Here is a 14,553-nt window from a genome sequence, read left to right as displayed (position 1 = left end):
ACATTATAACTGTTCTGAGCCAATTGTTTCAAGCGTAAGGCTGTCCGGCTGAATTATTGGAACACCAATACTGTCGATCAAGACCTTTCGATTGATTGAATCTTGAATGATCGAATCTTTTATAAAAAGTTCTTTTATATAGACAGAATCTGCAGAATAATGTGCCATGGTAGAAGCTGCATCCAGCTCAGAGTACGAGGGGCAACCAAAATGTTCCTGATCAAACTCAAAGTTCGTTAGCATGGGTCTTTTCCAACTACTAAGACTCCTAAAGGTGGAAGCGACCATAGGCATGGCCGTTCTTGCTCCGGAACCATACCCTAGTTGCACCCTTTTGTCCAATGTACCCGCCCAAGAACCGATTACAAGTTCTGGTGAGCAACCAATGAACCAACCATCGGAATTGTTCTGGGTGGTTCCTGTTTTTCCAATTACATTGAAAGAAACGCCGTATGCCTGAAAACCCTTTCCTGTGCCCTCTTTGGTAACCTCGAGCATCATTTTTTGTAGCGTTTTTACATTTTCTGTTGAGGAAACCCGATTCCCAATATTTTTTTTATCCGCGGTAAAAAGGACCGTACCATCTTCCTGTTCTATTCGTTCAATGATATAGGGCGTAACCGAACGCCCCCCATTTGAAATGGAAGCATAGGCTTTAACCATTTCAAAAAGTGAAATTTCGGCCGTACCCAATACAATAGATGGTACATCTGGTATTTCAGTATTGATTCCCATTTTTTTGGCCAGGGCCATGACATTTTGGTTACCCGTTTTCAACTGAAGTTCGACCGAAACGGTATTGATTGAATTTGCCAATGCGCCATGCATGCTATAACTGCCCCCATACCTGTGATCGGCGTTCCTTGGTTTCCAATCTTCAAACTTGGCGTATTTTCTCAAAATGTTGTCATAGAATGTACAGGCATCTTCGCCAGAGTTTAGGGCAGCCAGATAGGTAATGGGCTTAAATACGGAGCCCACTTGTTTCGGTTCTTGAATGTGGTCTTTTTGAGAATAACCGTAATCAATGCCTCCAAGGTATCCCATAATCTCACCGCTTCTGCTGTTCATTGCCAAAATACCCGTATGCAACCTTGTTATCGCCTTGACTATGGAATCCTTTAATGATTGTTCCACATCGACCCAGCCCATTCCTAGCTCCCAGTATTTTCGGTTTTGCCTTAAATTGATATATTGATCTATCTCTTCCTCAGTTTTTCCGTGCTGCCTTAGTTTTTTGACCTGCGGATGGTCGGCTAACAGTCGTTTGACCAAACCCTCTTTACCCCCTTCAACAGTGGCACTGGTCCAAGACCTATCCATATCGGACTGCAACCGGTTCATTTGACGGGTCATTGCATTTTCAAGATATCGCTGTATATTGGGATTAAGCGTAGTAAATATTTTTAGACCATCCAGCTCTACATCGTACAGTCCACCATTACTTGTTGGGTTTTTAAGTGCCCATTTATCAAATTCTTGTCGAATAAATTCTTTATAATAAGAAGCAAAAGAGGATTGTTTTACAGGGGGCTGGTAGTTGAGCTTAAGCGGTACCTTGGCCAAATTGGCTAAGCTATCATCTCTATAACCATATTTAATCATTTGTTCGAGAACGATATTTCTTCTTTTTTCGGCTCTTTCAGGATGATTTCTAGGGTTATAGAACGTTGGTGCCTTTAAAAGACCTACCAAGGTAGCACTCTCCGAAAGATTCAGGTCGTTTGTAGACTTATTAAAAAATCTAAAGGCTGCCTTTTCCAAGCCATATAGATTCTCACCAAAGGAAACCGTGTTGAAATAAAGCAATATTAATTCATCCTTGGTATAAATATTCTCCAATCGCTTTGCGATGATGACCTCCCTCATCTTATTGATCGGAGTGGTCAGAAACCTTTGTTTTTTGCGACCGAACAAATTCTTTGCAATCTGTTGGGTAATGGTACTTCCGCCCCCTGCATCTTGACCCAGCAAAACCGACTTAATCAAAACCCGTGCATAGCTTTTGTAATCTATCCCACCATGTGAATAAAAACGGACGTCTTCAGTTGCTACTAAGGCATTGATGATTTCATTTGTGAGCTCGGCATGTTCAATATTGGACCTATTTTGAAAAAAAAATGTACCTATGGGCTGTTCATCTTTACTATAAATAGTGGAAGTAACAGGGTTCTCAAGTGATTTTAATTCTTCCTTTGTAGGAATGTGGCCAAATACACCAAAATAAGTCAGCAAAAAAAATGAAATCACAAAACCAAGGCAAGATACGAAGATATATGAGGTGGATTTGATGGGGTGCTTTCTAATAAATCCCAGAGATTTTAAAATAACGTTTTTGGATTTTCGCAACAATGCGGTGACCTGAATCATTGATTCGTTTGCCACATGTTTTACCCATTCTTTCATTTGTTGCAAAACTTTAGTTTTCTGCATTTATTTCTGATATGGCACTCAACGCAAAAGTCCTGATTTTTAAATTGTCTTGTCTGGACAAATCTTCCAAAATAGGTAAATACCTTTTATCAACCTGTTTTCCTATAAGATAAAGAACTGCCAACTGCATTTTTAAATCAGGCATCTTTAAAAGCAGTTCAAAGCATTCCTTTTCTGAGGGAATTTTTGGTTTGATGCGCTGAATTGTCTCTTCAGAAGAAAAATCCCTTACTACTTCTTCAATGATAAGAAAAAGCTGTTGTTTGAGGTTTCCTGTCAACAGATTGTCCAAAAAATCAATTGCATTGGAGCGAAGCTCTTCTTCATCACTTGTCAATCTTTCAAAGGCCAATGAGATATCCTCTTGAGTATATTTCAGACCCAATAACCTAAAAATGCGTTCCAAAGCAGCATCAAGACGGCGTTCCAACAATTCTAATAGTGACGTTCTGGCCTCCCGTTCCTTTTGCTCAACTTCATGCCGGGGACTCTTGCGATTTCGGTACGAGATGATGATTTGGGTGTGCATTGCATTAAGGGTCTGGTGAAAAAGTTTACACTCTTCATAAATCTTAGAGGCCACCTCAAAACGGTTGAACTTTATTTCGGGGTGCGATGAACGCAAGTTACTGAGTGAACGAACACTTTCCAATCGAACGCTCAAATCTACGTCATTGAACAATTGAAAAAGATGCTGTACGGCCTCTTGGTTGCCAAAGTTTTCAATGACCTTGGGAATGAACCTACACGCCTCGATGCTTACCGTTTGGTCCTTTACCATCCTTACTAAAACTGGCATCACCCCAGGTCCATAATTCCTTAGGGAAGCTATTACTGGTCCTCGATAGATTTTTTTTGGAAGCAGTTCCACTAAATGGGGAACAAAAGATGATTCCATGCTTAACCCCACTGCTTCGATGGCTTCCATCTGTAAATCCACATCATGGCCATTCAAGATTTGGGTGAGTAGGGGGTGGAATTTTGTCAACCCGGCAACACCTATGGTCTTTATCAAATAAGGAGATAAATTCTCATCAGAATCGTCCACACCTTTTTGAATGCGTTTTTCCAAATCATATCGTTTTTGCATCCTTCGGTTATTTATCGATTCCTTTGCCAACGAAAAAAGAGCCGCCTCAGAGATGTTCTTATCCTTATGCTCAAGGTAGTATGAAAAAATAGCCTCAGGATCATTTCTAGAATGCAGAAGCAAAAAATCCATAGCCGCCAAGTTCAAATCTTCATTACCAATTGAAAGTAACTCGTTTATGTTCCATGGCATGGATGCACTATCCAAAAAGTAGAGATTTTTGATAGCCGATGTCTTGACTTTAATGGAAGGATGGTCCAAAAGGTTGCGAACATCGGGTGCGAAACGTTTGTCATTAATTTCCATCAACTTATCCAGCATAAAAAGGATTTGATTTTCACTTCCTTCAGAAAAAACCTTGCGCATACCTTTCAAAACGGAAATTTGTTTGACTACCGGAGGAGCCACTTCTTCATTAGTTTGCCCCCTTAAGTTAGCCCTGAACGCTTTGTAGTAGGTTTTGCGAACCCTAAAAATAAAATAGGCCCAAAGCACTACCAATGCGATAATCAACCAAGTGACCTGATAACTTTGCCACTCAAAACCTTTTATCAAAAACACCAATAAAATGCCAGCGATACCTGTGGCCAAGCTATCTATGACAACATCAATGAATGATTTGGTCCTATTCTTTAAATCAAAGGGCAAGGGTAAAGCCAGTAACTCAAAAGCACTTTTGTTTATTGATTGTTTTAGAACACCATCCATAGCCTTGATAGCAACAACAGCGGATAGCTCAGGCAGAAAAAGGAAAAAAACGCTACCCACCAGGATACCCAAGGGCAGCAGTAACAGGGAAAAACCAACCCCCCAAACACCAACAATACGCTGAGTTAGAAATAATTGTAATGCTAAAGAGACCAAGTTGAAGGTCGAAAACCAAAACCCAAAAAAAGAAGACAGTTCATCTGGGTCGGAAATGGCGTTCGCAGCATAATCGCTGAACAGGTAATCAACAAGTTTGGCCACCAAAACGCTAATGCCAACAAGCATTGCAAGATTTCTTAAATGTGGTTCATTTTTCACCAGCTGAAAAGGTTTTTCTGAACTTGTTGGATATGTTTTGCTCTTCTTGAATTCATTCAATTGCGTAACGCGAAAGCTCCAGATACTTTGTAAGAGCGGGAGTAAAAGAAGTAGTAAAGCAGCTGCAAGGAGCATCATGATTCCGTTACCAAACCAAGGGGCCAACAAAGAAGTGAGGTAACCACCAAAAAGACCGCCCATGATGGCGCCAGAGCCAATAAATCCAAACAACCTTTTGGCATCCCTTACATTGAAGACCAAGTTCGCCAATACCCAAAATTGTGAGGCCGCCAAAACCCCGTAGATGGCTACCCATGTATAGATAAGATAAAGCATCCAACCTTTTAAAATATTCAAAAACACAAAAATTGCGGCAGAAATCAACACCAAACTTGAAAAAACGAGTGTGTATCGAATGATAGTTTTAAGTCTGTATTTTGAAAGTAATTGGGAATACCACAAGGAACTCAAGATGGCACCAATTGCCACCAAAAGGTAACCGAACGGAAGCTGCTCTGGGCCAAGTTCAGAAAGAAAAAGAGCACTTACCGTAGGTTTTAAGACCAAAAGTACCGCTACAACGATAAAAATGTAGCAGAACATAAAAATAGAAATACGCAATTCTCCCCTGCGAATATCAAAGAAGTCCGAAATTAATTTTTGGACCATTGGAAAATGTTCGTTACTTATTGGGCTTCATCAAAGAACGGGCTTTTTTAAGACTTTCTCCACAGGTTTGACTAAATCGCGGATAATCTGCTCCCCATTGGCGTCGTCAATCAAGGCGACTAAGATGTAACGCCTTTCAGGGTCCTTGCCCCAAACCAAAACCGAATCGGAGTGGTAGGTTTTCCAAGAACCTGACTTTCTGAAAAGTCTGGCATTTGGTGCAATCTGATCCAACGTATTGACAAACTTATGGTGCAGTTCAGGATTTTCCATAATGTCGAGCATCTGTTTTGAACGTCTTTCATTGACCAATTTACCATGGGCCAAAAGATAGTAGAACCGGCATACTTGTGATACCGATGCAGCATGGCTTAGGTTTTTTAGTGGTTCACGATGCGTATCACCACCTCCACCATATCGTTTTCCCACCCAGAGACCTCCACCAGTCTCCTCATCATAAAAGGCATATTTGGAATCTGTCATAACCTCTTCGATTTTGTCATACCCCAAACGGTCGATCATTCGGGTAGAGGCCGCATTATCAGATTTACTGATCATTAGGCGCATATCCTTTTTAATTTCAACAGTTTCCTTCAATTCCCCTTTTTCAATGGCATCCATTGAAGCCAATAATATGGCAATCTTTGGCAAGCTCGCCGCGTACATCATATGGGTACCATTGACCCTGGCATATCGTATATCTTCAGGATTACTCAAGTCTACGATACCAACCGCCATTTTTTTTGAATCGATGAGTTGTGCCCAATCCTTGTTTTTTATGAGCTCGTTTTCAAGCTTTTGCTGCAACGAGGTATCCACCATTTTAGAAAGCGGTTTTATACTCTTTTCCAAGGTTTTTATGGGAAGTTGGGACAGAGCATAGGAACTCCATCCAAGAGCCATTACGAAAGTCAATAATCTTATTCTCATCAAATTAATTCGAATTCAATAAGTCCGCGTAAACTAAAAGGAATTAAGGTCATGCCATTGAAATTTAGTTACCTAAAATATATCTTACCAATTAAAAAGTAGGTAAAATTATATAATCCATTTATGTACAATTTGTTAAATGTTGCAAATATGAAAATATTTTGATGTGCCTAATAGGTAACTTTTTAAAGTACTAAAGATTTTTGAAGGGTGATTTTTCTTTTCTATCCCGACCTACGGTCTTTATTTGAACATTTTATCAGATAAATCTTATGGTTTTAAAAGAAGTCCTTTATTGAAAATGTGATTATTAATTAACTATTTAAATAATAAATTATAATACATCCTATTGGGTTCAATTATTGGACATATGGTCTAAAAAAATCAATAAAACAAATGAAAACAATTTTATGAGTATGAGAATATACGATAAATAGGGGTATCTACACTGCTAGGTTTTGAATTTGCAACTTTGAGTGCAATCGATATGCAATCGTGTCGCGATCACGAGTAAGTAAAAAAACGCCGAGCTTGCTTGATCGTTTTTTGTTTGGACTATTTTTAGGACATTATGCTCTAGGAATATGCAAACCCTTGCTCTGAATTAAACCATTTAATTATTTGCAAATTGAGATTATTCTTTTAGAATATAAAATGGGAATTGAGTATTATTTTATTCTTTTAAACATGTTTTGAGAACAATTTATCGGAAAATAAGGCCAAAATCTGAAAGGCATTTATTTTAGTTTAAATTAACAATTTATTCAAAATTCTATTCCATGAAATCATTCATTTCTCTTAATCTGTTAATTTTAATTCTATTAGCTACTGGATGTTCAAAGGAACAATCCCCCGAACAATTTGAGCCAGAGTCTTTACCTGACCCGGTTCCATATTACACACTTGACGTCAAATCACTTCCTGTAAGTGAATATTGGATAATTATCCATGAAGAAACAGGAAAATTACTTGATTACAAAAAAATTGAATCTATAGGAAAAATATCATTTTATGGCTCTCTTGACACTATCTCAGAAAACATTCGTATTACCACACTGGATTACAGACATGAATCTGGAGACATACATTATTTAAATACAAAAAGCTTGATTAAAAGGGGTGCTGAAGATGTTTTTGGTTTTGAGGAGGTTCCAAATGAAAATTCTACTTTGGAAAGGGTCACCATTGATTGCAATATCACCAACATTCCGGTTAACAATAATACAGGGGCATGGCCAGCCAACATTATTTTTACAGATGCCACCCAAAAATCGGGAATAAGAGGTTCCGGAAGAAGTATCAATGGCTATTTAGAGCTTAATGTAGATTTTGATAAATACAAAGTATATGATGGTATTATAACCATTTTAGACGCCTATAATAATCTTAAATATTATGATGAGTTCAATGCGGATGGAACTTATCCTGTAAAAGCCGATTTTTTGACTGATTTTAAGAATTTCGATCATTATGTAGAATTGGTATTGCCCAGAAATAGTTTTTATCTTCTTAATATTGCCGGTTTTGATGAATGGCAGGCCTTTCATGATCGCTATGGTTATTGTCTGAACGATGTAATCAAGCCACTAAACCCTTCTGTCACTACCAGTCCCTTGAAATTGGGGTATTTAGATCGTTTCGAACGCTATAGAACCATATTCAATATTTCCCTTAATGAAGGTTATAATTATGGTATAGTTAACTATGGAAATAAACTAACCGAAATCGTTATTCCTTCAAAACCAAACGCAAAATGGTTGGAAACCACCCCATTTAATTTTGAATTTGAGGCCAACGTTGAGTTTGCTGCTACTCAACATTATTGGAAAAACTCTGCAGGCTCACAGCTCAATGCTAATTATAGCTTTACAAGTTGGGCAATTGATTTGGATGATGAAAATAAATTAACACTTGAAGATTTCCCTAAAGAACTTAAAACACGTTTTCCGAAAATGGATTTAGATAATCTTGAGTTTCAATCTACAGTATTATATTTATGGAGACAACAAGTTCCAGGAAATTCACTTTTGCAATCACACGAATATATCGGTTTACCTTACAACGAATAATAATCCAATGAATACAAAATACATAAACAGGTTTCTGAAATTCGAAATTTTGCTTCTCACGATCGTAGTTCTCTTAGGTTGTTCAAAAGAATCTATTAAACCGGAATCAGAGGAACTACAGGAGATACCAATAAAAACTGGCTCCATTAAAGGAACCCTACAACTTTTTGATAGGTACGGAAAAGAGTCCTACAACTATAGTGACATTAAAATCAAAATTCTTAAAGATAATACCATTTTAGGTAATTATTCAATGTATAAGGATAGCACTTATATAATTGAAGATATTGAAATAGGTGAATTGCTAATGGTACTCGAAAAGCCAAGATATGGATCTTATGATACACTTAAGATAAAGAATAATGAAACAATTGATATCATTTCCAAGGTTAGATTACTGGAATTTCCAAAAGCAGACTTGACCATTCTAAACATGAAATTCGAAAATGGATATCTTGGTAGAACCACCCATACTTATTTTGCTGATGATAACTGGCAATTAGTTAGAAATGAGTTCTTTTTTTCAAAAGATTCTTCTGTTAATTTTCTGAATTATGATTTACGTTATTTATCCGCAAGTTCCTACGGAGGTGATAATAACAGTTCCTCCCCTTTGGAAGAAGGCTATACTACTGACAGAATTTTCCTTTGGTCCAGGTTTGATTTTAAACTATTTGAAGAAGTTGGTTTTAAACAAGGAGATACTATCTATGTTAAGGCTTATCCAACGAATTATTTCTTTTCTAACATCTCATATTGGAACCAAAATGCGAATTTTGAGGTCAAAAGGCACATTCGGAAAAATGGTTCAAATACGTATAATTTTGTTTTGTGAATTCAATAATAATTTTCGCACAGTTTGAATAATAAATAATAGTTGTTTTTATGCAACAAGATTACCCCCTCTACCGCACGATTCCAATAGTGTGGTAAAGAAAACCGATAGTCTGTAGACCACTCGATAAGGATTCGCGCGCTAGCAGACTGTCACACGTTCGAATCTTGTCGCAATCACTAAAAAAGAATTCGCATAGAAAACGCCGAGCTTGCTTGAGTGCTTTTTTGTTCTTGTAACACATCTGTAACACAAACAACTTTTTAGAAAACCTATTAAACATACCTCTCTTTATCATCCTTGCTCGCACATCATTAGACCTTTGAGAAACAGGATTTAGGTACTGTAAGGATTCAAAGAAAAATATAGATGGGCGTGATTTCTTTGAAACGATATCATTTAATGTATCTCGCCAGGACCTCCTTGTCCCTTCTATTTTAAGCTCTTATTAGTAATTAGGAATCTACTATATTTATAAATAATAACCAATACTGGGCAAACATACGTGCCGAGACCGGTATGCGCAATGGAAGTGATGACAAGAAAACCAAAAAAATCCGACTTGAAAGACGTTCAGAAAGCACACGCTTCAATGGCGAGAGTACTATTTAAGCAGTATAAAAGTATTTTACTAGACAGTTACTAAAGCAAAAAAACATGCAACAGATTTCTTTTTGGCAAACATTGGTAGTGCTAGGTTTACTGATGGCGATGCACGCAAAAGTCACAGCACAGGAAGGTGAGCTCACGCTGGATGACCTATTTGCAAAACCAAAACTGACGGGAACAACCCCTTCCCGGCCTGTGTGGGCACCGAATAGCAAGCACTTCGCCTTTTCCTGGAGTGAACCTGGAAATCCTGAACGTGGCCTCTGGGTATCCACGAGCGATGGGAAGGAAGTGCGCCTCCGTTCCAATACGGCATCCGCATCCGTACGCGATATTGTCTGGAGCGGCGCGAATACAATCGTCAGCCTTCGAGGTAATGACCTTTGGCAAACATCCCTGAGCCAAGGAGACGACCTCAAGCTTATGCCAGTCGAGTCAGGTGCACATGACCTGTCGATATCACCAAGCGGCAACCAAGCGGCTTATATACGGAACGGTGACCTTTGGCTTGCTGACTTCTCTTCCAAACAGAATCGCCAGCTCACCGAGATCGGCATCGCCAGTCTCTCGAGCTTAGGGAAGGGACGCTACAGTCGACCGGAACGTGAAATAGGTCCAGGCATCTGGAGTGGGCCAACGTACAAGTGGTCGCCCAATGGCAAGATAATCGCAATTCATGTCGTTGACCGACGCGAGATGCGAAAAGTGCCGTTCCCAGATTTCCTCGCTACCGAAACCAATCCTAACGAGGTACGCAGAAGTTATCCGGGCGATCCAAACGAGCTTCGCAGGGTTGGCCTCCTCGATGTAGAGAGTGGTACCATTATGTATTTAAATTTACCAGACCCGAACGCCAACCAGGTCATTGACTTCAACTGGTCACCGGACGGTGCTCTGCTGGTTGATACCGCATCCGACACCGCCGTTGAACGTAAGCTGTTCGTCGTTGCACCCAGAGAAAGCCAACTGCGCGAGATTTGGCGAGGTGTTCGAGAGAGCCGCATGTATACATCGTTTGGGTCTACCTGGGATTCTGATGGAAAGAGTGTCGTTTTCTTAAGCGATATGGGTGATCGCTACGGCCTTTATACAATCGATGCCTCACCGTCTAGGGATAGTCCGCAGCTACTGACAGATCCCTCCTACGATGTGTTATCCGCCCCAATTATTGCTGGTGGTGCGCTGTTTTATGAAGGCAACGGCGTTAATCCGTATGAACAACACGTGTATCGCCTGAATCTGTCCGGTGGTGATCCAAAACAAGTGACAAATCTTTCCGGCCAGAACGTTGGCTACCCCTCACCACATGGCCGGCACTTGGCATTCATACATAGCAACGACACATCGCCGCCCGAACTTTACGCAGTAAGCAGCGAGGGTGGTGACGCTACGCGAGTAACCCACTCGCCATTGCCCGCCTTCACGAAGCGAACCTGGACAGCTGCGGAATACGTTAGTTTCCCTAGTCTTGTAGATGACTACACGCTGCATGCCAGGATTCTGAAACCTACCAACATGCAGCCCGGTACGAAGTATCCAGTGCTGTTTGGGCCCGTGTATTCGAATACAGCAAGGAACCGATGGGCAGGTAACTACAGCCTCGTACAGCAATTGCTGGTCAAGAAGGGATATATTATCGTACAGGTGGATTCACGTGGTAGCAATGGTTATGGCCGGGCATTCCGTGAAGAATTCCTTCTGGGTTTTGCCGACCAAGACATTGAGGATTATGCGAGTGCCGTTGCCTACATGGAGTCTCTGGATTATGTCGATCCCGATCGCATCGGCATCTGGGGCAGCAGTTACGGTGGCACTCTCTCCGTTTATTCGCTGTTGATGAAGCCGGGCTTATTCCAGGTGGGTGTTGCTGCAGCGGCGGCTGTTGACCCAATGTTCTTTGGCACGGACGACGTTGCGATTGTTCGTAGCCCACAGTCACACCCAGAGGTCTTCGAAAGAAAAGCGCTCAACTATGCAGCGAATCTGAAAGATAAACTCCTGTTTATCCACGGCATGCAGGACCATGTGGTGCCCTTCAAGACGATAGCCGTGTTAGCCGAAGAACTAATCAAACAGGGCAAAGACTTCGACTTTGCGTTTGCACCGGGTGCGACGCATGGATGGAGCCGTGAGCAATATTACGATCGCTATCTGTTTGGTAAGATAATCGAATACTTTGACCGACATCTAGTCTTGCCATCTAAGTAGCTATTTGCAGGAGTTTTGCCGTGCGGCATATAGGAACGATGGGCCGATTTTTAGTACGCCGCATGACAAACGATATACCACATACCTCACAAAAACTTTCCAAACAAAAAAACCTTCCTCTATATTGAGGAAGGTTTTTTTAAAGCAAAAGCCTTATGCTTATTTAGTGTAGGGCATCTATGATTTCCTGTGGCAAAAGCACTTTATCAATGATGTGTACAATACCGTTGCTGGTCATAACGTCCGCTATGGTAACGTTGGCATCCACATGTGTTTTATCCCTTATTTGTACACCATGCCCAAGGATTGCAAATAGTGATTCTCCCTGTACGGTTACAATTTCCTGATGGTCAGTTAGGTCTGTGGAGGCCACTGCGGCACCTGCAACCACATGATAGGTAAGTAATTGGGCCAATAGTGCCTTCTCCTGGTCCGTATCAAAATCTTCCAGACTATTATAATTAGGACCTAAATTGTTCAGCAAATCCACAAAAGCTGCATTTGTGGGTGCGAAAACTGTAAAGGGGCCCTCTCCACTCAAAGTTTCTACCAAACCGGCATCCGCTTGTATCAATGCTGCTACCAATGAACTTAAGCTTTCGGTAGCTTGTGCAGCTTCAACAATGTTAGGCATGGGAGGTTCCAAAGCGTCCAAAGCTGCCTGCGGTAACAATACTTTGTTTATAATGTGTACAACTCCATTGCTGGCCTCGACATCGGGCATTGTTACGGTCGCGTTTTCCCCAGTTGCATCGGCTACATGTACGGTTCCATCCTTTATATTAATGGTCACGTTTTCGCCTTGAAAGGTCTCAATTTCCTGTCCATCGCTAAGTCCGGAAGAAAAAGCGGCAGTACCGGCAACGACATGATAGGTAAGAATGGTTACCAATAAATCCTTTTCGGCATCGGTATCAAAATCGGCTAAGCTATTATAATCCTCACCCAATGTATCCAACAACGCCACGAAGGCTTCGTTGGTTGGAGCAAAAACGGTAAAAGGGCCATCACCGTTCAACGTTTCCACCAATCCGGCATTCGCTTGGGTCAAGGCACCTACCAATAAGCTTAAATCCTCAGTCTCTACGGCGATTTCCACAATAGACTTTAATTGCAGTTGGGTTACAAAATCAATGGCACTTTGAGGCAATAAAACCTTATTGATCGTATGAGCAACGCCGTTGGAGGCCATTATATCGACCCCAGTAATATTGGCGTCCGTTCCAGAAGCGTCTCCAATTACAAACGTATCCCCTGAAGCGATTACTTCGATGCTGTTATCCGGTAGGGCAGTTGGTACTTGACCAGGTGCTAAATCGGTCGACTTGACCTCTGCCGCTATTACATGGTATAACAAGATGTCCTTTAAGAGGGCCATTTCTTCCATGGTGTCAAAGTCATCCAGACTATTGTACTCGTCCCCAAGAATGTCCAAAAGGGCTACAAAAGCATCATCCGTTGGTGCAAAAACGGTAAAGGGGCCATCAGAACTTAAGGTAGCGGCCAAATCTGCCTTGATTACCGCAGCCTCTAGGATGGACAGGGCTTCCGTAGCTACTACGATATCTACCAAGGTACCCGTTTCATTTTCCATTTCGCCCGCATTTAGAGCGTCGATTATTTCTTGTGGAAGCAACACTTTATCTATTACGTGTACGATACCATTGCTAGCTGCTACGTCCGGAATAATTACTTGGGCATTCATATCAGTTGCATCATCAATGAAAACGCCACCTTCCAGACTAATGGTCAGGTCCTCTCCCTGAACGGTGGTAACCATCATACCATCCGACAAGTCCGTGGATGCTGCTGCCGTACCTGCCACCACATGATAGGTTAGAATTTTGGCAAGAATGGCCCTTTCTTCATCTGTATCAAAATCTTCCAAGGAATCAAAACCGTCCAATTGCCCTAACAGCGCTGCGAAGGCATCGTTTGTAGGGGCAAATACAGTAAAGGGACCTTCAGAACTCAAAGTTCCTACCAAATCGGTTCCCTCATTAACATCTGCGGTGATCAGTGCACTAACGAGGGATGTTAGGGCGTCTTGGCCTTGGGCAGTCTCCACAATGGTCAGGCCATCTTCCTTTGAAGTCTCGATACCATCTTCCTTTTCGCAAGAAATGACCATAAATAGGGTAGTCAACAGTATCATAAATGTTTTAAAATGTAATACTTTTTTCATAATGTATGGGATTTTAGAATTATGTTAAAAATTTCAGTTATTTAATTTTGGACGTCTTGTATAAAAACAACAGCCTTTTGAAATCTACCCCTATGTTCAGGAATTTTAATTCTATTTTAACATTTAAGGGGAGGGTGTTTTATTTTAAAAAAGAAAGAAAAAGGTTCTTATCAGTGAAGGCTTACCTGTTTTTCGAACAGTTTAAAAATCAGTTATTTTAGATTGTGAAAAAGGCAGGTTTACAGAAACTCAGAGCGTTGCACTATTGCGAAAGTACGTTTGAAGCAAGTCCCATGAACTTGGCCAGAGCCAATAATACAGTAAAACTCTCCAGTTCGTTATGGTACTAACCTAGGCATTGAGGCGATACGGAAGCTATCAATAGACCAACTAAGTTGGCATAAACCAATTCCAGCAGGGGCTTTGATAAGCTTTTCAACCACAGCCTCAAGCACGGCCACAGATGGAACCTAAAACGTGCGCAGGAAATCTATACCCT

At 40.8% G+C, this 14,553-nt stretch carries 7 protein-coding genes; 3 read left to right on the top strand and 4 right to left on the bottom strand.

The window, feature by feature from the left end:
* Positions 1-3: 3 nt before the first annotated feature.
* Genes DZC72_RS08675 through DZC72_RS08665 form a run of 3 tightly spaced genes read right to left on the bottom strand, consistent with a single transcriptional unit; the run spans position 4 to position 6,148 of the window.
* Positions 4-2,433, bottom strand: a complete 2,430-nt coding sequence (locus DZC72_RS08675) for a transglycosylase domain-containing protein (protein WP_243641682.1) — start codon at positions 2,431-2,433, stop codon at positions 4-6.
* Positions 2,420-5,218, bottom strand: coding sequence for an Npt1/Npt2 family nucleotide transporter (locus DZC72_RS08670; protein WP_125222431.1), 2,799 nt, complete (start codon positions 5,216-5,218; stop codon positions 2,420-2,422). The genes DZC72_RS08675 and DZC72_RS08670 overlap by 14 nt, the downstream gene beginning before the upstream one ends.
* Positions 5,219-5,248: 30 nt before the next feature.
* Positions 5,249-6,148: a serine hydrolase gene (locus DZC72_RS08665; protein ID WP_125222430.1), complete on the bottom strand. Its 900-nt coding sequence runs from the start codon at positions 6,146-6,148 to the stop codon at positions 5,249-5,251.
* A gap of 779 nt (positions 6,149-6,927) precedes the next feature.
* Between DZC72_RS08665 and DZC72_RS08660 the strand changes: the two genes are divergently transcribed.
* The 3 genes from DZC72_RS08660 (at position 6,928) to DZC72_RS08650 (ending at position 11,869) form a co-directional block, all read left to right on the top strand.
* A complete protein-coding gene (locus tag DZC72_RS08660; protein ID WP_125222429.1) occupies positions 6,928-8,217 on the top strand; it encodes a hypothetical protein in 1,290 nt (429 codons plus the stop codon).
* 7 nt (positions 8,218-8,224) lie between these two features.
* Positions 8,225-9,052, top strand: coding sequence for a hypothetical protein (locus DZC72_RS08655; RefSeq protein ID WP_125222428.1), 828 nt, complete (start codon positions 8,225-8,227; stop codon positions 9,050-9,052).
* A gap of 657 nt (positions 9,053-9,709) precedes the next feature.
* On the top strand, positions 9,710-11,869 hold the full coding sequence (locus DZC72_RS08650; protein WP_125222427.1) for a S9 family peptidase: 2,160 nt from the start codon (positions 9,710-9,712) through the stop codon (positions 11,867-11,869).
* Between the two features lie 163 nt (positions 11,870-12,032).
* On the opposite strand, the gene DZC72_RS08645 is transcribed toward DZC72_RS08650, so the two are convergent.
* On the bottom strand, positions 12,033-14,054 hold the full coding sequence (locus tag DZC72_RS08645) for a fasciclin domain-containing protein (RefSeq protein ID WP_243641681.1): 2,022 nt from the start codon (positions 14,052-14,054) through the stop codon (positions 12,033-12,035).
* Positions 14,055-14,553: the final 499 nt, after the last annotated feature.

The organism is Maribacter algicola (assembly GCF_003933245.1).
Taxonomy (GTDB): domain Bacteria; phylum Bacteroidota; class Bacteroidia; order Flavobacteriales; family Flavobacteriaceae; genus Maribacter; species Maribacter algicola.
Note: the sequence above shows the minus strand (reverse complement) of the source record. Positions and strands in the feature narration are given on the sequence as shown.

What these genes read in the sequence shown, in the direction of transcription:
- DZC72_RS08675 (WP_243641682.1), bottom strand. Translation starts at nt 2,433, where the DNA reads ATGCAGAAAACTAAAGTTTTGCAACAAATGAAAGAATGGGTAAAACAT.
- DZC72_RS08670 (WP_125222431.1), bottom strand. Translation starts at nt 5,218, where the DNA reads ATGGTCCAAAAATTAATTTCGGACTTCTTTGATATTCGCAGGGGAGAA.
- DZC72_RS08665 (WP_125222430.1), bottom strand. Translation starts at nt 6,148, where the DNA reads ATGAGAATAAGATTATTGACTTTCGTAATGGCTCTTGGATGGAGTTCC.
- DZC72_RS08660 (WP_125222429.1), top strand. Translation starts at nt 6,928, where the DNA reads ATGAAATCATTCATTTCTCTTAATCTGTTAATTTTAATTCTATTAGCT.
- DZC72_RS08655 (WP_125222428.1), top strand. Translation starts at nt 8,225, where the DNA reads ATGAATACAAAATACATAAACAGGTTTCTGAAATTCGAAATTTTGCTT.
- DZC72_RS08650 (WP_125222427.1), top strand. Translation starts at nt 9,710, where the DNA reads ATGCAACAGATTTCTTTTTGGCAAACATTGGTAGTGCTAGGTTTACTG.
- DZC72_RS08645 (WP_243641681.1), bottom strand. Translation starts at nt 14,054, where the DNA reads ATGAAAAAAGTATTACATTTTAAAACATTTATGATACTGTTGACTACC.